The organism is Nocardiopsis sp. FIRDI 009 (assembly GCF_003386285.1).
In the GTDB taxonomy this organism is placed as follows: domain Bacteria; phylum Actinomycetota; class Actinomycetes; order Streptosporangiales; family Streptosporangiaceae; genus Nocardiopsis.
Genome location: NZ_QPNC01000009.1, coordinates 189,898 through 208,845, shown reverse-complemented (window position 1 = coordinate 208,845; position 18,948 = coordinate 189,898). Strand labels below are relative to the sequence as shown.

The window sequence follows — 18,948 nt, the reverse complement described above, 5'->3', positions numbered from 1 at the left end:
GGTCAAAAGGACCAGGCGGGGGTGGAGAGAATGTTCAGGACGGCGCTGGACCAGGTGAAACCCGCTCCCGCGCCCAGGAGCAGGACACGGTCGCCGGGGGCGAGGGCTCCGTTCTCCGCCAGGTGGTCGAGGCCCGCGATCTGGTCGCCCGGGCCGAGGTGACCGACCCGGCGGGAGAAGTCCCACGTGGTGCGGTCGAGGTCGGTGAGGCCCAGGGGCCGCAGCATCTGTTTGCGGGTGAGGTGGGCGCCGAAGTGCGGAACGACGATGCGGCTGATCTGGTCCAGGGTGGTGTCGGCCTCCTCCAGGCTGCGCCGGACGGCCGTGGTCAGTCCCCGGTCCATGCGCCGCCACACCTCGTCGCGGTCCATGGTGTGCTCGGTGAACTCTCGCTGTCGGCGGACCAGGTCGATGGGGTCCCGCTCGCCATGCCGGAAGGGACCGAAGGGCTGATCCCCCCGGTGCATCCCCTCCAGTTCGGGGTCGGTCGTGGTGACCAGCGAGGCCACGCGGGCGAAGCCGTCGGTGCCGCTGAGCACGGCGGCCGCGCACCCGTCGGCGTAGTGGACCCGGTCCGAGCCCCACTTGTCGAAGCCGGGCGAGGGGAACACGTCCCCGGCGGTCACGACCGCGTAGGAGGCGCCGCGCGCGGCCAGGTGGTCGGCCGCGACCTCGACGGCGGACAGCCCGCCGTTGGAGCCGCTGCGGATCTCGGCGACCGCGCAGTCACGGGTGGCGATCCTGCCCTGGATGTAGGAGGCGGCGTTCCAGACGTCGATTCCCGAGTGCAGGACCGCCGCGTGGAAGACGGCGTTCACCTGGGGCGGGGCCACACGGGCCCGGGCGAGGGCCTGGCGTGCGGCCTCCACCGCCATGTCGGGGGCGCTCTCGTCGGGTCCGGAGACCGTGACCGAGAGCTGCTGGGTCAGGTCCTGTTGTTCGGCGCTGTAGAGGCCCAGTCGTCGTGCTTCGTCGGCTGTCTGGGTCTTGGGCAGGTAGCTGCCGAGCCCCGCGATGAAGAGGTTCTCGCGTCGCAACGTCGTACCTTCCTTCCTGTGGCTGGGGACGCCCGTGCGGGCGTGGGGAACTCGTTCCGGGGTCCGCGGGGCGCGGCGGACCGGGGTCCGTGTCAGACCGGGGCGTCCCACCGCTGGTGGGCTTGGGGGACGCGCAGAGCCGTGGCGCCGCGTTCGTAGGGCAGGCGGCCGTCGGGCATGTGGACGGCCTCCATCTGGGCGCCGAAGGGCGTGCGGAAGTACACCCACCGGTCGCCGACGAGCGGGCCGTCGGTAATCGTCTCCGGATCGCCCATCACCTCGACCCCGTCATGTCCGCGCAGGTAGCGGGCGGCCTCGTCCACGTCGTCGACGTACACGGCCAGGTGGTGGCCGCCCAGGTCGCTGTTGCGCGGCGGGGGGCAGGACCGGCCCGCGCCCGGGTAGGCGTACAGCTCCGCGTTGAAGGTGGGGCCCAGGCGCAGGACCGTCCGGAGCCCGTGGGCCGACCCCAGCCCCACCGGTTCGGGACCGTTCAGGGGGACGGCTCCCAGCACCGAGGTGTGGAAGTCGGTGACGGCGTCCAGGTCGGTGACGGTGAACCCCACGTGCTCCACGCCGTACACACCCTCGGCCGTGGGCGCGTCCGCGGCCGGTCGGCCGCGGCCCGCCTCCCCCGGGACGCACAGCGCCAGCGGCTGGCCCCAGGGTGTTCGGACCCACTCGCGCTCCGCACCGGCGGAGGCGACCCGGGGAACGGGGATCGGGACGGAGCCGGTGTCGGCGCGGGCGCGCAGGCGCCGGGCCGTGGCGGCGGGTTCGTCCACCGCGAGGGCCAGGTAGAAGGCGCCCGCGCTGTGCAGTGCCGGACGGGGCGGGGAGGTCTCGGGGGAGGTGTAGTCGAACAGCTCCAGGTTGCTGCCGCCGAGGCGGAGCAGGGCGATGCGCGCCGACGCCCGGGGGTGCACGCCGAGTCGGCGGGCCATACGGTCACCCGACGGGTCGTGGACGGGGCCCTCCCGGTAGCACTCGGCGGCGCCCAGGGCGGCGGTGAAGTAGTCCACCGCCGCGTCCAGGTCCGGGACCGTGAAGGCGAAGTGGTCCACGGCTCGGGCCGTGGGAAGGCCCGGGGCGGAAGGGCTCATCCCTCCGCCCCCAGAGCGCGTTCGGCCTCGGGGAGTTCGGGCACGCGCTGGGGCAGTGCGGCGCTGACGCTCCGGGGCATGAGGCGCAGAGTCAGGGCCTCCAGTCCCTCCGCTCCGGCCCGTACCGTCAGCGCGCCGCCGTGGCCGAGCAGCACCAGGTGGCCGGCGCCCAGGGTGCGCTCCCCCTCGCCCTCGCCCGTGACGGCGGTCCCGGAGAGGACGAGGACGGCCTGTTCGACGCCGTCGGCGGGGTCGTGCTCCACGCGCCGCCCCGGGGGCAGGCGCAGGTGGTCGAAGGACTCGCACTCGGAGTGGAGCATGCCGCGCCGCGCCAGGCAGTGCCACTCCGCCCTTCCGTGGCCGAGTGCGACGGGCCCGACGGCGGCGGGGGCGTTGGTCCGGACGATGATCACGTGGCCTCCTTCCCCGCGACGTCGAGCACGGCGTGGAAGCAGCGCAGGGAGGAGTCGGTGTCGACCACGGCGTGCCCGCCCAGGGGCAGGGTCAGGGCCGTTCCCGGTGCCAGGGGCACGGAAGTGTCCCCCGAGACGGCGGTTCCGGTGCCCTCCAGGACGAAGAGGGTGTGCTCGACGCCCTCGGAGTTGAGGACGTGGGGGACCGTGGGATCGACACGGATCAGCTCGACCAGGCTGAGCGGGCCGGTGAGGAGCTCGCGGGGGTCCACCGAACCGTGTTCGTCGAGGTCGTACAGGCGTGCGTTCATCTGGTGTCGCCCTTCCTTGGGTGGGGTGGAGCGGGGAACGGCGGGACGTCCGCGCAACACACGGGTGGTCTCGGGGGCGGGCATCTCGATGACCAGCCAGTCCAGGTCCGTGGCTCCGGTGTTGCGCAGCCCGTGGACGGCGCCGATCCCCGTCAGCAGCAGCGAACCGGGGCCGACGGGATGGGGGGTGCCGTTCACCACCAGCTCGCCCTCGCCCCGGATGAGGAAGTAGATCTCCTCGGTGCGGGTGTGGCGGTGCTCACCACTGACGGCGCCGGGCGGGAGGCTCGCCCACTCCACGGCCTCCCACTCCCCCGACAGGTGTCGGCGGGCGGCCAGGCACTTCCAGTGGGTGAGACCGGCCGCGCCGTGCACACCGTGGACGTCGGCCGGCTCGCGGGTCGTGGCCAGGATCGGCGCGGCGGCTTCAGGCATGGGCCGCCCCCTCGGGAGCGTTCAGGAGGCGCAGGTCCTCCACAGCGCTGGCGAGCTCGTCGTGGGAGACGTCGTTGACGAAGGTGACTCCGCCGATGCCCACCGGCAGCGGGAGGCGTTGCAGTCCGTCACGGTGGCGGGTGGTGTCGTCCAGGGCACGGCCCAGCAGACCCGGGTCACGCTCCAGGAGGGTGTCGTGGGCGGGCAGTTCCAGGACGCGCATGACCCCCAGGACACGGTCGCGCTCCTCGGTGGAGACCAGCCCGCGCCGCCAGGCCACGACGGTGGTCAGCGCCATGTCCACGCACACGGCCTCACCGTGCAGGAGGGCCGGCAGCGCCCTCATCTCGATGGTGGGACTGAACGTGTGGCCGTAGTCCACGACCCGTTCCAGGGTGGTCTCCCACAGGTTGTCGTGCAGCTCCTCCAGCATGCCCTGGATGGCGCGGTGGACGACCTCGACGGCCACGGCCCCCCGTCCGTCGGGGCGTCCCTGGAGCTTGTGCGCCAGCAGGTCCCGGCCGTGCTCCTCCAGGAGGGTGAACAGCCGTTCGTCCTTGACCAGGGCGATCTTGAGGATCTCGGCCAGCCCGTTGGCGATGTGGCGGCGGTCCAGGGTGGCGATGAAGGAGCGGTCGAGCAGGGTCAGGGTGCTGGCGTAGTAGGTGCCGAGCCGGTTCTTGCCGCCGTTGAAGTTGACCCCGGTCTTGACCCCGACCCCGGCGTCGACCAGACCGATCAGGGTCGTCGGGACGCGGACCACGGGGGTGCCGCGGCGGTAGAGGTTGGCCGTGAGGCAGACGATGTCAGTCAGGACCCCGCCGCCGACCGCGATGACGGGCTCCCGACGCCGGTCGATCCCGAACGCGTCCAGGGCACGCACGATGTCCGTGGCGGTGTCCATCCCCTTCACGCCCTCGTGCGCCTCGATCACATGGACGTGGCACTCGATGTCGTGGTACTCGAAGTAGGCGCGCAGACGCTCGCCGTAGAAGGTGTCCACGATCTTGTCCACGACCACGAACCTGCGCCCTCCGGGGCCGGTTCCCGTGTCGGCGAGCGCCCGGTTCCCGGGGTCGAAGACGCCGTCGGTGACGCGGACCTCGTAGTCGACCGGTTTGAGCGCCCGTACCGTCCACGCGCCGCTCTCCACGTCGAAGGACAGGCCCTGTTCGCCGGATGTCCGTTCCTGGGTCGCCATGGTGTGGTCCTCCTCGATCACTGGTTTCGGGTCGCCGCCGGTGCACGGCGAATCCGGAGACAGTCTTGGCCGCACCGGACGGAAGCGTCGAAGTATTTCGGAAGACTTTTCCATGATTGTGACGCCAGGTGTTATACGCGATCACCCACCGGAGCCCGGACGACGGAAATGACAAAGTCATCCCCCTTGCTTTGCCAGGACGGAGAAACGGGTTGGACGATGTGAAACGTCCCGATCCCCCCTGGAGAAAGCATGAGAGCTGCTCAGATTTCCGCCTATGGCCCGCCGGAGGTGCTGACCTGGACTCGGGTCCCCGAACCCGAGGTCGGCCCCCGTGACGTCCTGATCCGGACCGCGGCCTCGACGGTCAACCCCGTCGACACACTCACCCGGTCCGGCGCCCTGGCCGAACACGCCTCCTTCGCACCGCCCACCGTCCCCGGTTGGGACGTGTCCGGCGTCGTCGCCGCCGTCGGCGCGCGGGTCTCCCACCTGGGCGAGGGGGATCCGGTCGTCGCCATGACCGCCCACATGGCCACGGGCCGGGGCACCTACGCCGAACTCGTCGCCCTGGACGCCGACATCGTCGCCCCGGCCCCGGCCTCGGTACCGCTGGAGCGGGCGGCCGCCCTGCCTCTGGCCGGGCTGACGGCCCACCAGGCCCTGGAGGTCCTCGCCCCCGCGGCCGGCTCGTCCCTGCTGATCACCGGGGCCGTGGGCGCGGTCGGCGGGTTCGGGGTCCAACTCGCCCGCGCCGCCGGTCTGCGCGTCCTCGCCCACGTGCGCACGGAAGGGGACGCGGAGCACGCCAGGGCCCTGGGCGCGGACGAGGTCTTCGTCGCGGGCCCGCCGCCGAGCGGGGTCGCCGATGCCCTGTTCGAGACCGCTGGGCTGCCCGAGTACGTCGGCGCCGTGCGTGACGGGGGCCGTGCGGTGTCGGTGGTGGCCACCCACCCGCCCGCCGCCGAGCGCGGTGTGGAGGTGCGCATGTCGTTCGTGGAACAGGACGGGCGACGGCTGGCCGCCCTGGCCGAACTGGTGGACGCGGGCGCCCTGACCCTGCGGGTGGACCGGGTGCTGCCCCTGTCCGAAGCCGCCAAGGCGCACACCCTGTTCGAGGCGGGCGGCACCAGGGGCAAGATCCTGCTGACGGCGGACGGTAGCGCGTGATGCGCGCCGATTCGCTGACGGGTCTGCGCTTCATCGCCGCGGCCCTCGTGTTCCTGCACCACGTCATCTGGTTCAATGTGTTCGCCGACCAGGCGGTCGTGGACACCTACCACGCCGCGTTCATCAACGCGGGCCGCGTGGGCGTCACGTTCTTCTTCATCCTGAGCGGGTTCGTGCTGACCGTGGCGGTGCGCCCGAACGACACCGTCGCCGCGTTCTGGCGGCGCAGGGCCGCCAAGATCTACCCCAACCACGTGGTCACGGCGCTGCTGGCGATGGTGGTCACGACGGTGGTCGGCTCCTCCGCCCTGGGGTGGGAACTGATCCCGAACCTGCTGCTGGTACAGACCTGGTGGCCCTCCTACGACGTGGTCTTCAGCGTCAACCCGGTGAGCTGGTCCCTGGCCTGCGAGCTGATCTTCTACCTGTCCTTCCCGTTCCTGTACCCGCTGCTGGCCAAGGTGCCGGAGCGCGCGCTGTGGTGGTGGGTGGCGGGCGCCGCCGTCGGCGTCGTGGCCGTGGCCGCCGTGGCGGCGGCGTTCCTGCCCGCCTCTCCCCCGGTCCCGGACGGCCAGCCAGCGGGGATGTACCAGTTCTGGTTCACCTACGTGTTCCCGCCCGCCCGGCTGCTGGACTTCGTGCTGGGCATCCTCATGGCCCGGGTGGTGCTCAGCGGACGCTGGCCCCGGCTGCGCCCAGTGGGCGCGGTGGCCCTGTGCGTGGCGGCCTACGCCGTCTCCATGTCGGTGCCCTACCTGTTCGCCCTGAACGCGGTGATGGTGCTGCCCCTGGCCCTGCTCGTCGCCTCGGTGGCCGCCTCTGACCTGGCCGGACGGCGCTCCTGGCTGTGCTCGACCCCGATGCTGCGGCTGGGCGAGTGCTCCTACGCCTTCTACATGGTGCACATGCTCGTCATGATGCTCGGCACTCATCTGATCTCGGGGAGGGTCTTCTCCCCGCTCCCGGCGGTGGGCGTTCTCGCGGGGTGGTTCACGGTGAGCCTGGTCTGCGCCTGGCTCCTCTACACCTACGTCGAACGCCCCCTGACCCGCCTGCTCGGACGTGGGCGCACCCGACGTCCGTCCCCCGGCCCCGAGGGCGGTACCCCCGCTCGGCCGGTCGCACACAACATCCGACAGCGATAACACGCGAGAAAGACAAGCGAGGAACTCATGGGCAAGCTGACGGGCAAGACGGCACTGGTCACCGGCGCGAGCCGAGGCATCGGGCGGAGCATCGCGCTGCGCCTGGCCGAGGACGGCGCCCTCGTCGCCGTCAACTACGCCAGCAACGACACGGCCGCCAAGGAGGTCGTCGAGCAGATCGCCGCGGCGGGCGGGCGGGCCTTCACGGTCCGGGCCGAGCTGGGTGTTCCCGGCGGCGTGGCCGCGCTGTGGGCGGGCTTCGACGAGGGCCTGGCCGCCGCGGGCGAGCGCCCCGGGCTCGACATCCTGGTCAACAACGCGGGTGTGACCGTTCCGGAGCACATCCAGACCACTGAGGAGGCCGACTTCGACCGCCTGGTCGCGGTCAACGTCAAGGCGCCGTTCTTCACGGTCAAGGAGGGGCTGGACCGGCTCCGCGACGGCGGCCGGATCGTCAACATCTCCTCCGGCGTCACCCGCATCTCCTACCCGGAGCTGATCGCCTACGCGACCACCAAGGGCGCCCTGGACACCTTCACCCTGGCTCTGGCCAAGGAACTGGGTCCGCGCGGGATCACCGTGAACGCGGTGGCCCCCGGCATCGTGGACACCGACGTCAACGCCTCGTGGCTGCGGGGCAACGAGGAGGCCCGCGCGGGCGCCGCCTCCCTGTCGGTGCTCAACCGGGTGGGCCAGCCCGAGGACATCGCCGACGTGGTGACCTTCCTGGCCTCCGACGACGGACGCTGGGTGACCGGTCAGGTCGTGGACGCCACCGGCGGCTCCGCCCTGTAGCGGACCGCCCCGGAGGGGGAAGGGCCCGCCCCTCCCCCTCCGGGGCGTCGGCGGCCGCCGACGCATTACGGAGAAATGCATTTCCGAGTGTTTCGCGTGACTCACATCACTCGACTGTGGCCGCATGTGGCCAGTATTTCCAAAAGGCACGTCCCGGCGTTCCCGTAGTTTTATCCTACTCATAAAGTAGGAATTCTCTGAAGCGCTGGAATCGAGTCACGTGACAGACGAGACAACGGTGGACCTGCTCGGTCCCCTGGAGGTCCGCAGGGGCGGTGCGCGGATCAATGTGCGGTCCGAAAGGGAACGCACCCTGATCGCTCTGCTGGCCCTCCGGCGAGGGCACACCGTCACCTTCGAGGAGCTGGCCGAGGCGGTATGGGGCCAGGACCGGCCCAAGACCGCCCGCAACCAGTTGTCCATCTGTGTGTCGGCGCTGCGCCGCAAGATCGGCGCTCCGGGAGACGGCGTCATCGCCACCTCCCCGGCGGGCTACACCCTCCTGGCCGACGACACCTGGACCGACCTGGACCAGGCCCGCGAGCACGCCGCGGCCGCACGGGCCGCACGCACCGCCCACCGCCCGGAGGAGGCGCTGCGGCGCCTGCGTGCCGCCGAGGCCCTGTGGCGCGGTGGCGCCCTCGCCGGGATCGACAGTTCCGTGGTGCGCGCCGAGGCCCGGGAGTTGGAGCGCTGGCGGGCCTCCCTGCGCGAGGAGTGTCTGGAGACCGAGGTCGAGCAGGGCCTGTACCGGGAGGCCGAGGAGAAACTGGCCGCGCTGGTGGCCGCCGACCCCTACCGCGAGCGCCTACACGTGCTCCTGATCAAGGCACTGTACGGCCTGGGACGCCGGGAGGAGGCCCTGGCCGCCTACGACGAGGCCCGCCGCCTGCTCCGGGAGGATCTGGGGGTGGACCCCGGGCCCGAACTGGAGCAGGCCCAGGCCGACGTGCTGCGCGGGGTGGAGATGGTACCGGCCGCCGTCCCGGAGGCCGATCCCGCTCCCACCCTCGCCCCCGCCCCGGTCGCCACCGCCTCTCCGCCCGCGCCGGGTCCGCGGCGCCTCCCCCCCGCCCCCAACGGTTTCCGGGCCCGTGAGACCGAGCTGCGCCGTCTCCACGGCGCGCTGGACGAGTACGGCGAGCGGGGCGCGCCCCTGCGCATGGCGATCACCGGGATGGGCGGGGTCGGCAAGACCGCGCTCGCCCTGCAATGGGCGCACCAGGTCGCCGACCGTTTCCCGGACGGGCAGCTCTACGCCGACATGCACAGCTACACCGAGAGCGTCCCCACCCTCGACGCCAGCGACGTCCTGTGCGTCTTCCTGTGCGCGCTGGGGGTGCCGGGCGCCACCGTGCCCCCCGGTCTGGAGGGGCGCATCGCCATGTTCCACGCGATCCTGGCGGACAAGTGCGTCCTCCTGGTTCTGGACAACGTCTGCAGCTCCGAACAGATCCGCCCCCTCTTGCCCCCGAACGACTCCTGCGCCGTCCTCATCACCAGTCGCAACACCCTGGACGGCCTGGCGGTGGTGGACGGGGTCGGCCACCTGCCGCTCGCCACCCTGAACAGGGCCGACTCCCTGGAGGTGCTCCGCTCCGCCCTGAACACCACGGTGGACTCCGGCGACCTGTCGCGGCTCGCCGAACTCGGTGACGGACTGCCGCTGGCCCTGCGGATCATCGCCGCCCGGCTGACCACCCACAGCGGCATGAGCGCGCCCGGCCTGGCACGCCGCCTGGCCAACGAGCAGCGGAGGCTGGCCGAACTGAGCCGGGGCGAGATCCGCCTCACGGCGGCCTTCCGCGTCAGTTACACCGCCCTGGGGGACCGGGCCGCCCACCTGTTCCGCCTCATGGGCCTGTTGGACGCCCCCGACCTACCCGAATGGGTCCTCAGCGCCCTGCTGGACAGCGACCCGCTCACCGCCCAGGACCTCGTCCAGGAGCTGCTGAACAGCCACCTGGTGGAACTGAGCGGCGAGGACGCGGTGGGCCAGTACCGGTACCGGATGAACGGGCTGGTCCGGCTGTACGCGCGTGAGCAGGCGCTGAGGAACGAGGACGAGGCCGAGCGGCGCGCCGCCCTCGAACGCGTCCTGGGCGGATGGGTCCACCTCCTCGGTGAGGCGAACCGGCGCCAGACCGGCATGCCGTCCGCGGTGTTCGGCGGGATCGTCCGGCGCTGGCTCCCCGACCCTGTCGAAGTCGACGAGTTCCTGCACGCACCCACCCCGGTGTGCTGGCACCAGGCCGAGCGCCGCTCCCTGGCCTGGAGCGTGGCCCACGCCAGCGGTGCGGGCCTGCACGCGGCCGCCTGGGAGCTGACGGTGCACTCGCTCCCCTTCTTCCTGCGCTACCAGAAGGTGGAGGACTGGTACGCCATCCACCGAGAGGCGCTGCGGGCCGCGCGATCGGCGGGCGACCGGCGGGGCGAGGCCGCCCTGCTGTACGGGATGGGGCTGGCCCGGGGCCGTACGGGCGAGTCCGCCGCCCCGTTCTTCCACCAGGCCCTGGACATCGTCACCGAACTGGGCGAGCGACGGGCGCTGGGCGTCGTCCTGACCGCCTACGGCGAGGACCTGACGCGCACCGGGCGGGCGGAGAAGGCCGTCGAGTACCACGAGCGCGCCTTGGCCGAGCTCAACGGGACCGGGCAGCCTGTCGAGCGGGCCGATGCCCTGTTGGGCCTGGCCCGGGCTCGCCTGGCCAGCGGCGACCCGGACGGCGCTCGGTCCGAGGTGGAGCGGGCCATGTCCGTCGCCGGATCCCCCGCCCCGTGGTTGCTCCGTGCCAGGGCCGAACTCTGCCAGGGCCGGATCCACCTGTCCCAGGGGCTGGCGGAGCAGGCGGTCCACCGGTTCAGGTCCGGTCTGAGGCTGGCCCGCACGGGCGGCGACCTGTACGCCCAGTCACACATGCTGCACGCGTTGGGCGAGGCGCTGGTGGAGACCGGCCAGGTCTCCGCGGCTCTGGAGGCGGCCACCGAGGCGCTGGACATCGCCGAGCGGATCGGCAACCCCCGCTGCCGCGCCCTGGCCGACGCCACCCTGGCCAAGGCTCGGGGACGAAGGCTCACGCCGAGCGGAGCGTGACCTTCCCAGCCCTGTTGAACGGCCCGCCCTCGTCCAGTGCCCCGACGGCGTGGGCGAGGCCGACCAGGGTGGTGTGGTGGTGCCAGCCGGGGTAGGAGCGGCCCTCGAAGTCACGGACGCCACGGTCCACCAGGGTCGTCTCCGACTCCTCGGCGACCTGGCCGATCAGGTGACCGAGCCGGACGCTCGCCCCCGCGTCGGCCCCGGTCAGGTTGGACAGCCACACGCGCGGGGAGAGGTCACGGGTCCTCCGCCACTCGCCCACCGCCACCAGGGCCTCCGCGCCGGGCGTGTGATCGGGCAGCGCGACCGGCGTACGCAGGGCCAGGGAAGCGCCCTGACCGCCGGAGGGAGTGTGCCACCGCACGGCGACGCGCAGCCCCCGGAACCGGTTCACTAGGGCCCCGGCGCCGAGCACCCGGTTCCGGCCTGCACCCCTGGCCGGGGCCGGGGCCGGGTCGCGCAGCGGGGTCCGGGGGTCGACGCCGATCAGGAAGGGTAGACCGCGCTCCTGGAGGGCGGTGACCAGCGGGGCGACCGGCAGCTCTCCGGCGTCCATGACCACCGGCCTCGGGGGCAGCCCCCACCGGTCCCGCAGCTCCTCCACCAGACGGACGACCACCCCGCCCGGTTCGTCGCGGGTCGCGTGCTCGGGGACGGCCGCCTTCCTCCGCTTCACCGTGTCCGAGCGCCAGTCCCCGCGCAGCACCAGCTCCCAGTTCACGGGGACGCTCAACGCCCCGTTGGCCAGCCACACGCCGTAGGCCGACTGGTGGTTGAGGATCCGTCCGCTCTCCGGCACGAACCCCCGGCTCACCCCCACCGAGTGCTCGCCCGACTTGGGGATGACCAGGCCGTCCACGACCCACGCGCGGGGGGCGATCTCCTCGTCCAGCCACCGCGCGGCCGCGCCGCGCATGCGCCCCCAGTCCCACGGTGACTTGCTCACGAAGTGGTGCAGGCTCTGCGCCGCCTCCCCGAACCCTCCGGCGGCCGCGATACGGCTGATGGTCTTGCGCCCCCGGGTCCCGATCAGTCCGCGGACGTAGAGACTGGCCCAGCGCTGGTGGTCGGCGCGCTCCAGTGTGCCCAGGGCCGCGCCCAGCAGCGCGTCCGTGCGCTGCGCTGACCATCCCTCGCGTGCTCCGTTCGGCTGCCCCGTGCCTCGTACCCCTACGGCCACCATCGTCCGCACCCCCGTTACGTCTCGCCTGTGCCGACCGCGTACGGCGACCGGTGATGCGATCACGCTAGGAATCGGGGGTTTCGACTCGCTGTGGACCGATTTCGGGTACCCGAAACCCGCAGTTCAGGCGCCCAGACAGGAAAAGAGGGTGGACGGCGGCGGGGGCTCCTGCTAAATTCATCTCAGGTTGAGAAAAACTCACCCTGAGAACAACAGGAGGGCCCATGGAGACCGGCGAGACCCCGCCGCACGACGACGGCGAACGCCGGTTCCTCGACGCCTACGACCCGCGCGCGTTCGCGCCCACCGCGGTCACCGTGGACGTCGCGGCCCTCACGATCCGGGCGGGGACCCCGTGCGTTCTGCTGACGCGCCGCTCGGCGCCTCCGCAACGCGGCTGGTGGGCCCTGCCGGGCGGGTTCGTCCGGGCACAGGACGGACCGGACGGACCCGCCGACCCCGACCTGCCCGACGCCGCCCTGCGCGTGCTGTCGGAGAAGACCGCGCTGCCCTGCGAACTCCACCTGGAACAGCTGCGGACCTACGGTGCGCGCGACCGCGACCCGCGGATGCGCATCGTCTCGGTCGCCTACCTGATCCTCGCCCCCGACCTGCCCGAGCCCCACGTCGGCCGGGGCTCCGACGCCGCGGAGTGGGTGCCCTGGAGCGAACTCGGCCACGGCGACGGCGCCCGGTCCGGCCGCCCGCTGGCCTTCGACCACGCGCGGATCGTCGCCGACGCCGTCGAACGCGCCCGCTCCAAGCTGGAGTACACCGCCCTGGCCACCGCCTTCCTGCCGCCCACCTTCACCATCACCGCGCTGCGCGAGGTGTACGAGGCGGTCTGGGGCACCCGGCTGCACAGCGCCAACTTCCACCGCAAGATCCTCGCCACGCGCGGGTTCGTCGAGGACACCGGGGAGCTCGCCGACCGAGGCGGGCCCGGCGGCGGACGGCGGCCCCGCCTCTACCGCGCGGGCGGCGCGGCCGTGCTCCATCCGCCCCTGCTCCGCGGCACCCCCTGAACCGCCGACCGTCCCCGTGCGCCCCGCCCCCGCGCCGTCGCCGACTCCCCCACCCCGGAAGGGCAGCAGATGAGCACGGATCAGGACGCCACCACCCCCTTCGACGCGGCCCTGCGCTCCCTCGCGCTGGCCGGCGACCCGACCGCGCTGTTCGGCCCGGCGCCCGAGGGCGGCGGCGCCCCTCCCCCGACCGCGACGGCGGAGTACCGCCGCCTGGCCCGCCTGGTCCACCCCGACCGCGCCCCGGCCGGACGCTCCGCCGAGGCCGCCGCCGCGTTCACCCGGCTCACCGAGAGCTGGTCCCGCTACCGCGACCTGGTCGAGGGCGACCTGGGTCTGGCCGACCTCACCCTGGTCACCAGGGCTCGCACCTACCACGTGCGGCGCGGTTCCGGCCCACTGGCGCGCGGCGACATCGCCGACCTGCACGAGGTGCGCTACAAGGACGGCGGCGCGTGGCGGGAGGCGGTGCTCAAACTGCCCCGCTCCCACCGCGACAACGACCTGGTCATGGCCGAGACCACGGCCCTGCGCAGGATCCGGGAGAAGGGCCACGAGCGCTACCGGGCCTTCCGCCCCGAACTGGTCGAGCAGATCCGGCACCGCGACGCGGCCACCGGGGTCGAGCGACGCGGCAACGTCCTCGGGCGGCTCGGGGGCTTCCACAGCCTGGCCGACGTGCGCCGCGCCCGTCCGGACGGGATCGACCCGCGCGACGCGGCGTGGATGTGGCGGCGGCTGCTGGTCGCGATCGGCGACGCCGCCCGCGCGGGGGTCGTGCACGGCGCCGTCGTGCCCGAGCACGTGCTGATCCACCCCGAGCTGCACGGCCTGGTCCTCATCGACTGGTGCTACTCGGTGACCTTCGGCGCCGCGCGCACGGCACCGCACATTCCGGCGATGGTCGCCCACCGCGGGGACCTGTACCCGCCCGAGGTGGGCGACCGGAAGCCCGCCGTGCCCGCCACCGACGTCTTCATGGCGACCCGCTGCGTCGAGTACGTCACCGCGGGGCGCCTGCCCCGGCGGCTGCGCGCCTTCGCCCGCGGCTGCCGACTGCCCGACCCCCGGCGGCGGCCCGGCGACGGGCTCGCCCTGCTGGACGAACTCGACGAGGCGCTGGAGCGGGAGTTCGGTCCGCGCCGGTTCCGCCCCTTCCACCTGTCCGCCCCCACCCCCGCCGACCCCCGGTGACGACACGAAGGAGTCCCCCATGGGAAGCAGCAACTGGTCCACCGACGCCTACCACGCCCGACAGGCCTACAACGCCTCCGTCGGCTCCAGCAGCTTCGGCTACACCGACCACGTGGCCTCGTCCAGGCCGCGCCACACCTGGAGGGTCCACGACTCCCTCGACCCCAAGGGCGTGACCGTCCGCGAGAGCCGCGACTCGGACGCCCACCCCAACTCGCTCGCCATCTCCGTGCTGTTCGACGTCACCGGGTCGATGGGCAGGGTCCCCCGGATCCTCCAGACGAAGCTGCCCGACCTGTTCGGCCTGCTGCTGCGCAAGGGGTACGTGGAGGACCCGCAGATCATGTTCGGCGCGATCGGGGACGCCACCTGCGACCGCGCACCGCTCCAGGTCGGCCAGTTCGAGTCCGGCAACGAACTGGAGGACGACCTGGGCAACATCCTGCTGGAGGGCGGGGGCGGCGGCCAGGCCACCGAATCCTACGAGCTGGCCGTGTACTTCATGGCCCGGCACACCGCGATGGACTGCCTGGACAAGCGCGGACGGCGCGGCTACCTGTTCGTCATCGGTGACGAGATGGCCTACGGGGCGGTCAAGTCCCGGGAGGTGCGCGAGGTCATCGGCGACGACATCGGGGAGAACATCCCCTTCCCGGTGATCCTCGCCGAGCTGCGACGGAAGTTCGAGGTCTTCTACCTCATGCCGACGGGCAGCCACTACTTCCACGACGACCGGGTGCGCGGGTTCTGGGACACCCACCTCGGTCAGAACGTCATCTACCTGGACGACCTGGACGCGGTGTCGGAGACCATCGCGGTCACCGTCGGGCTGGGCGAGGAGGCGATCGACCTCCAGGAGGGGCTGGACGACCTGGCCGCGGCCGGGTCCGACGCCGGTGACGTGGTCGGCAGGGCGCTGCGCCCGCTGTCGCAGGCGCGCGGGTCGGTGGTGGTGTCCGAGACGCCGGACGGGCTCACCGGCGGATCCTCCGGGGGCGGGGTGGACCGCCTGTGAGCGGGGGTCCCGGCCGGTGGGCCGACGAGCACGCGATCGTCGTCGACCTGGGGTTCGGCGACGCGGGCAAGGGCGTGACCGTCGACCTGCTGTGCGCGCGGCGGCGCTTCGGCGCCGTCGTGCGCGCCAACGGCGGCGCCCAGGCCGCGCACAACGTGGTCGCGCCCGACGGTCGGCACCACACGTTCTCCCAGTTCGGGGCGGGCACGCTCGCCCCCGGCGGACCGGTGCCCACACACCTGTCGCGCTTCGCGGTGGTGGACCCGTTCGCGCTCGCCGCCGAGGCACGGCACCTGGCGTCGCTGGGGGTGGGCGACCCCTTCGCGCTGCTGACGGTGGACCGCCGGGCGCTGGTCAGCACACCCTGGCACCAGGCGGTCAACCGGGCGCGGGAGCGGGCGCGCGGCGCGGAGCGGCACGGGTCCTGCGGTATGGGGGTGGGCGAGACGACGGCCTACGCGCTGGCCCACCCCGGGGACGCCCCGACCGTCGGCGACTGCGCGCGCCCGGAACGGCTGCGGAGGAAGCTGGTCCGGCTCGCGGAGTACCTCGCGGAGTACGCGGGTGGGGACGAGGACTCCCCCGACGTCGAGGAGTGCCTGCTGACCTACCGGGCGTTCGCCGAGCGGGTGCGGCTGGTGGACGAGCGGTACCTGCCCGAACTGCTGGCCGCCTCCCCCGTGGTGTTCGAGGGGGCCCAGGGGGTGCTGCTGGACGAGTGGCACGGGTTCCACCCGCACACCACGTGGTCGACCACCACGACCGCCAACCCGCTCACCCTGCTGGCCGAGGCCGGGCGGGAGAGCGGGGCGCGGCGGATCGGGGTGGTGCGGACCTACACCACCCGCCACGGCGCGGGGCCGTTGGTCACCGAGGACCCCGGGCTCGGTGCCGCGCTCCCCGAGCGGCACAACGGGACCCACCCCTGGCAGGGAGAGTTCCGGGTGGGCCACCTCGACCTGGTCGCGCACCGGTACGCGCTCGCCGCGACCGGGGGCGTCGACGCGCTGGTGGTCACCCACGCCGACGCGCCCGACCGGATGCGGGCCGCGGCCGGGGTCGCGCCGCGCTGGTGCACGGGGTACGTGGGCGCCGACGGCGCGCCGCTGCGGATCTCACCCGGGGCGGTGCCCGACCTGGCGCGACAGGAACGCCTCACCGCCGAGCTTCTGTCGGCCCGACCGGTGCTGGACTCCATGCCGGACGGGCCCGCGGACGCGATCGGCGAGGCGCTGGGTGTGCCGGTGGAGGCGGTGTTCTCCGGGCCGACGCGGGAGGACGCGCGGACGCGGACCGGGGCCGCGGCTCCCGCCCGGTAGGCGGCCCCACGTGTCCGGGCCGCGCCGGGGCCGTAACCGTCCGTGCCGCGCTGGGACCGGCCGTGTCGGACTGGAGCGCCTCCCCGTCCCGCGTTAGCGTGGGCGGGTGGCTTCCCTGACCGATCCCCGCGTCCGCGCGTTCCTTCTCGAAGGCACCCGCACCGGGAAACTGGCCTACACCGCCTCGGACGGCCGACCGCTCGTCGCTCCGGTGTGGTTCACCGTCGAGGGCGACGAGATCGTCCTCAACACGGGGAAGACCTCGGCCAAGGGGCGGGCGATCCTGCGGGACCCCCGCGTGGCGCTCAGCGTGGACCTGGAACGGCCGCCGTACGCGTTCGTTCAGGTGCAGGGGGTGGCCGAGGTGTCGGAGGACCCTGAGGAGCTGCTGCGGACGGCGACCGTCATCGCCGCCCGGTACATGGGCGAGGACCGGGCCGAGGAGTTCGGCCGCCGCAACGGCGTGCCCGGTGAGCTGGTGGTGCGGATCCGGCCCACGAAGGTCATCGCGGGCCTGGACGTCACCGAGTGACGACGGCTCCGGCTACAGGCCGCGCTGCTTGCGGATCGCGGTGAGATCCTCGCTGATCCGGAAGACCACGATGAGTATCTCCAGCCCGACGCGGGACAGCAGCACGTAGATCGCGCCGATGAGCAGGCTGCCGAAGAGCATGACGATGCCCACCAACGGTTCCTCGCCCATCATGGCGAAGGAGCTGATCACACCCACCAGCGTGAACAGCCCGATGAGGACCAGCCACAGGACGAACAGGACCTTGATGATCTTGGGGGTGACGAAATCGCGGAACGAGAAGTCGAACAGCGCTCCGAAGAACCCCTTGCCGGAGGGCCGCGCCCCCTGCGTGAATCCGGGTTGCGGCGGGTAGGGCTGGTTCCCGGGTCCCGCGTAGCCCTGGGGCCCGGGACCACCGGGAGGCGTCCCCTGCGGCCCGAAGTGCTGCGGCGGCTGCTGGCCGTAGGGCTGGGAGGGGTCGCGGGGGTGTTCCGGTGGGGTGCTCATACTGGTTCCTCGATTGCGGATGGGGGAGCCGCAGCGCGCGGAATCGGCGCTGGACGGCGTGCCACACTCTACTCCTCCGCGTCCCCGCCCGATCACGCTTCGACGCCTACCACGCCTACCGAGGGCCATTTGGCCGGAACCGGTCAGCTCGGGAGCCCGTGTCCGTTCCGGCCACGTCACCAGGAGATCCACCCCGGCATTCCACCGGAAGGCTCCGCGCGGGTTCCCGCAACCGCCTGGATCCTCATTGATCGGGCTGCAAGCACGGCATAGCGTGGTTCTCCGACAGACCGACAGGTCTGGCCAGAACCCCCGTTCCGTCGCCGATGACGGCCTCGGAGAAGAGGTCCGGATTGAGCAACACCCGGCCCAACAGACCGATAATGTTCGTCTACAACAAGGAGGCGGGCAGGCTTTACGCCAGCTTCGCCCCCAACTCACACGGCGACCGTCACCCGATGGGCACGTTCGCCTCCCTCGGTGCCGCCGTCGACGCGCTGAACAAACGGGGCTACCTGATGGCGAAAAGGGACTTCACCGAAGGCAAGCTCAACCCAGGGGATCCCTGGGAACTCATGGCCCGTGCGCGCGTGGGCAGTCCACCTCCGAACCCACCCGGACGACACAGAAGACACCGCCGTCAGTGATGAACGGCATCGCGCTCGGACACCTTGCGTCCACAGTGACACATGAGCGATGTTCCTCGCCGATGTCGCTGCCTAGGAACAGTGAGAACGCAGATGGTCGCACCTCTGCGAGCGTAAAACCACCGACCGTGAACCCTCACACCCAGAAGAGCCGGAGGATCACAACAAGCTCCTGATCGTCGAGGATCAGGTAGATGACCGTGCACTCACCGTCTTCTCCCACGGTGTGGCACCGGATGTTCCCTTCCGGCTTCTCTTTGTTGTAGGGGTCGCCACTCCAGGGTTGCAGTTCCAAGAGCGCGAACAAGGACGCGAGCTCTGGCGGTAGGTGTTCCGGCAGGGCGCGAATCTGTTGTTTCGCGATGTCTTCGATATCGATCCGGTACAACTACAGGCCCAGTTCCGCCTTGAGTTCCGACCAGGGCACGGACGAGATCGGCTCGCCACGTTGCGCGCGATCAGCGACGTCCAGCATGTGCCGATGGGCCTCAGGATCCCGTGACGACATGGCCACCCGCCACCAACGTTCCAGGCATTTGTTGAGTTCGGAGAGGTCCAGGCTTTCCCTGGCGTCGTTCATCACCCGGCGGTACTCCCGGTCGAAGTCACCGACCTCCTCCGGAAGCAGAGCGGCTCGGATCTCCTTCGGGCTTCTCCCGATCCGCTCCCGCTGCCCCTCACCCGGACCCTCGTGTGCACGCCGCGCGTCTGCCGACATCCGAACCTCCTTGTGAACTCCGCTCCAGAGTACGACGTCATCGTCCTCCACGGACGTTTTCCACAGGTTTCCCACACCGCCGTCCAGGGCGGGGGCCACGACGCGATCGAAGGACCCCC

The 18,948-nt window shown here is 72.2% G+C and carries 19 protein-coding genes; 10 read left to right on the top strand and 9 right to left on the bottom strand.

The window, feature by feature from the left end:
* Positions 1 to 2: 2 nt before the first annotated feature.
* The 5 genes from DVR05_RS07645 to DVR05_RS07625 all read right to left on the bottom strand — a co-directional run bounded on the left by DVR05_RS07645 (position 3) and on the right by DVR05_RS07625 (position 4,500).
* Positions 3 to 1,037: a ketoacyl-ACP synthase III family protein gene (locus DVR05_RS07645; protein WP_116245110.1), complete on the bottom strand. Its 1,035-nt coding sequence runs from the start codon at positions 1,035 to 1,037 to the stop codon at positions 3 to 5.
* A gap of 92 nt (positions 1,038 to 1,129) precedes the next feature.
* Entirely contained in the window at positions 1,130 to 2,140 is a 1,011-nt protein-coding gene (locus tag DVR05_RS07640; protein ID WP_116245109.1) for a VOC family protein, read from the bottom strand.
* On the bottom strand, positions 2,137 to 2,553 hold the full coding sequence (locus tag DVR05_RS07635; protein ID WP_116245108.1) for a pirin-like C-terminal cupin domain-containing protein: 417 nt from the start codon (positions 2,551 to 2,553) through the stop codon (positions 2,137 to 2,139). The genes DVR05_RS07640 and DVR05_RS07635 overlap by 4 nt, the downstream gene beginning before the upstream one ends.
* Positions 2,550 to 3,299, bottom strand: a complete 750-nt coding sequence (locus DVR05_RS07630; protein WP_116245107.1) for a cupin domain-containing protein — start codon at positions 3,297 to 3,299, stop codon at positions 2,550 to 2,552. Before DVR05_RS07630 ends, DVR05_RS07635 begins: the two co-directional genes overlap by 4 nt.
* Positions 3,292 to 4,500, bottom strand: coding sequence for a sedoheptulose 7-phosphate cyclase (locus tag DVR05_RS07625; protein WP_116245343.1), 1,209 nt, complete (start codon positions 4,498 to 4,500; stop codon positions 3,292 to 3,294). The genes DVR05_RS07630 and DVR05_RS07625 overlap by 8 nt, the downstream gene beginning before the upstream one ends.
* A 291-nt stretch (positions 4,501 to 4,791) precedes the next feature.
* On the opposite strand from DVR05_RS07625, the gene DVR05_RS07620 reads away from it, so the two are divergent.
* The 4 genes from DVR05_RS07620 to DVR05_RS07605 all read left to right on the top strand — a co-directional run bounded on the left by DVR05_RS07620 (position 4,792) and on the right by DVR05_RS07605 (position 10,704).
* A complete protein-coding gene (locus DVR05_RS07620) occupies positions 4,792 to 5,670 on the top strand; it encodes an NADP-dependent oxidoreductase (protein ID WP_198659080.1) in 879 nt (292 codons plus the stop codon).
* Positions 5,670 to 6,815 (top strand): acyltransferase, encoded by a 1,146-nt coding sequence (locus DVR05_RS07615; protein WP_116245105.1) that lies wholly within the window; start codon positions 5,670 to 5,672, stop codon positions 6,813 to 6,815. Before DVR05_RS07620 ends, DVR05_RS07615 begins: the two co-directional genes overlap by 1 nt.
* Before the next feature lie 27 nt (positions 6,816 to 6,842).
* On the top strand, positions 6,843 to 7,610 hold the full coding sequence (locus tag DVR05_RS07610; RefSeq protein WP_116245104.1) for an SDR family oxidoreductase: 768 nt from the start codon (positions 6,843 to 6,845) through the stop codon (positions 7,608 to 7,610).
* A 220-nt stretch (positions 7,611 to 7,830) separates the two neighbouring features.
* Positions 7,831 to 10,704, top strand: a complete 2,874-nt coding sequence (locus DVR05_RS07605) for a BTAD domain-containing putative transcriptional regulator (protein ID WP_116245103.1) — start codon at positions 7,831 to 7,833, stop codon at positions 10,702 to 10,704.
* On the opposite strand, the gene DVR05_RS07600 is transcribed toward DVR05_RS07605, so the two are convergent.
* Positions 10,685 to 11,890: a transposase gene (locus DVR05_RS07600; protein WP_157982404.1), complete on the bottom strand. Its 1,206-nt coding sequence runs from the start codon at positions 11,888 to 11,890 to the stop codon at positions 10,685 to 10,687. The two genes, DVR05_RS07605 and DVR05_RS07600, sit on opposite strands and share 20 nt — an antisense overlap.
* A gap of 224 nt (positions 11,891 to 12,114) precedes the next feature.
* Between DVR05_RS07600 and DVR05_RS07595 the strand changes: the two genes are divergently transcribed.
* The 5 genes from DVR05_RS07595 (at position 12,115) to DVR05_RS07575 (ending at position 16,975) form a co-directional block, all read left to right on the top strand.
* Positions 12,115 to 12,915: an NUDIX domain-containing protein gene (locus DVR05_RS07595; protein ID WP_116245101.1), complete on the top strand. Its 801-nt coding sequence runs from the start codon at positions 12,115 to 12,117 to the stop codon at positions 12,913 to 12,915.
* 69 nt (positions 12,916 to 12,984) lie between these two features.
* On the top strand, positions 12,985 to 14,109 hold the full coding sequence (locus DVR05_RS07590; RefSeq protein WP_116245100.1) for a J domain-containing protein: 1,125 nt from the start codon (positions 12,985 to 12,987) through the stop codon (positions 14,107 to 14,109).
* Between the two features lie 19 nt (positions 14,110 to 14,128).
* Complete coding sequence (locus DVR05_RS07585) at positions 14,129 to 15,124, top strand: hypothetical protein (RefSeq protein ID WP_116245099.1); 996 nt, start codon at positions 14,129 to 14,131, stop codon at positions 15,122 to 15,124.
* Positions 15,121 to 16,443: an adenylosuccinate synthetase gene (locus DVR05_RS07580; RefSeq protein WP_116245098.1), complete on the top strand. Its 1,323-nt coding sequence runs from the start codon at positions 15,121 to 15,123 to the stop codon at positions 16,441 to 16,443. Before DVR05_RS07585 ends, DVR05_RS07580 begins: the two co-directional genes overlap by 4 nt.
* Positions 16,444 to 16,549: 106 nt before the next feature.
* Positions 16,550 to 16,975 carry a PPOX class F420-dependent oxidoreductase gene (locus DVR05_RS07575; RefSeq protein WP_116245097.1) on the top strand — a complete coding sequence of 142 codons (426 nt, stop codon included), beginning with the start codon at positions 16,550 to 16,552 and terminating at the stop codon, positions 16,973 to 16,975.
* Positions 16,976 to 16,987: 12 nt separating this feature from the next.
* Here the strand turns inward: DVR05_RS07575 and DVR05_RS07570 are convergent, their stop codons facing one another.
* Positions 16,988 to 17,464: a DUF4282 domain-containing protein gene (locus DVR05_RS07570; protein WP_116245096.1), complete on the bottom strand. Its 477-nt coding sequence runs from the start codon at positions 17,462 to 17,464 to the stop codon at positions 16,988 to 16,990.
* Positions 17,465 to 17,847: 383 nt separating this feature from the next.
* Between DVR05_RS07570 and DVR05_RS26530 the strand changes: the two genes are divergently transcribed.
* Complete coding sequence (locus DVR05_RS26530) at positions 17,848 to 18,111, top strand: hypothetical protein (RefSeq protein WP_157982403.1); 264 nt, start codon at positions 17,848 to 17,850, stop codon at positions 18,109 to 18,111.
* Positions 18,112 to 18,247: 136 nt separating this feature from the next.
* Here DVR05_RS26530 and DVR05_RS07565 read toward each other — a convergent pair whose 3' ends face one another.
* Both DVR05_RS07565 and DVR05_RS07560 read right to left on the bottom strand, forming a co-directional pair.
* Positions 18,248 to 18,499, bottom strand: a complete 252-nt coding sequence (locus DVR05_RS07565) for a hypothetical protein (RefSeq protein WP_116245095.1) — start codon at positions 18,497 to 18,499, stop codon at positions 18,248 to 18,250.
* Positions 18,500 to 18,829, bottom strand: a complete 330-nt coding sequence (locus tag DVR05_RS07560) for a DUF6247 family protein (RefSeq protein WP_116245094.1) — start codon at positions 18,827 to 18,829, stop codon at positions 18,500 to 18,502.
* Positions 18,830 to 18,948 lie beyond the last annotated feature (119 nt).

Excerpts from the sequence above, each read along its gene's own strand:
- DVR05_RS07640 (WP_116245109.1), bottom strand. The coding sequence starts at position 2,140 with ATGAGCCCTTCCGCCCCGGGCCTTCCCACGGCCCGAGCCGTGGACCAC.
- DVR05_RS07630 (WP_116245107.1), bottom strand. The coding sequence starts at position 3,299 with ATGCCTGAAGCCGCCGCGCCGATCCTGGCCACGACCCGCGAGCCGGCC.
- DVR05_RS07625 (WP_116245343.1), bottom strand. The coding sequence starts at position 4,500 with ATGGCGACCCAGGAACGGACATCCGGCGAACAGGGCCTGTCCTTCGAC.
- DVR05_RS07615 (WP_116245105.1), top strand. The coding sequence starts at position 5,670 with ATGCGCGCCGATTCGCTGACGGGTCTGCGCTTCATCGCCGCGGCCCTC.
- DVR05_RS07610 (WP_116245104.1), top strand. The coding sequence starts at position 6,843 with ATGGGCAAGCTGACGGGCAAGACGGCACTGGTCACCGGCGCGAGCCGA.
- DVR05_RS07600 (WP_157982404.1), bottom strand. The coding sequence starts at position 11,890 with ATGGTGGCCGTAGGGGTACGAGGCACGGGGCAGCCGAACGGAGCACGC.
- DVR05_RS07595 (WP_116245101.1), top strand. The coding sequence starts at position 12,115 with ATGGAGACCGGCGAGACCCCGCCGCACGACGACGGCGAACGCCGGTTC.
- DVR05_RS07590 (WP_116245100.1), top strand. The coding sequence starts at position 12,985 with ATGAGCACGGATCAGGACGCCACCACCCCCTTCGACGCGGCCCTGCGC.
- DVR05_RS07585 (WP_116245099.1), top strand. The coding sequence starts at position 14,129 with ATGGGAAGCAGCAACTGGTCCACCGACGCCTACCACGCCCGACAGGCC.
- DVR05_RS07570 (WP_116245096.1), bottom strand. The coding sequence starts at position 17,464 with ATGAGCACCCCACCGGAACACCCCCGCGACCCCTCCCAGCCCTACGGC.
- DVR05_RS26530 (WP_157982403.1), top strand. The coding sequence starts at position 17,848 with ATGTTCGTCTACAACAAGGAGGCGGGCAGGCTTTACGCCAGCTTCGCC.
- DVR05_RS07560 (WP_116245094.1), bottom strand. The coding sequence starts at position 18,829 with ATGTCGGCAGACGCGCGGCGTGCACACGAGGGTCCGGGTGAGGGGCAG.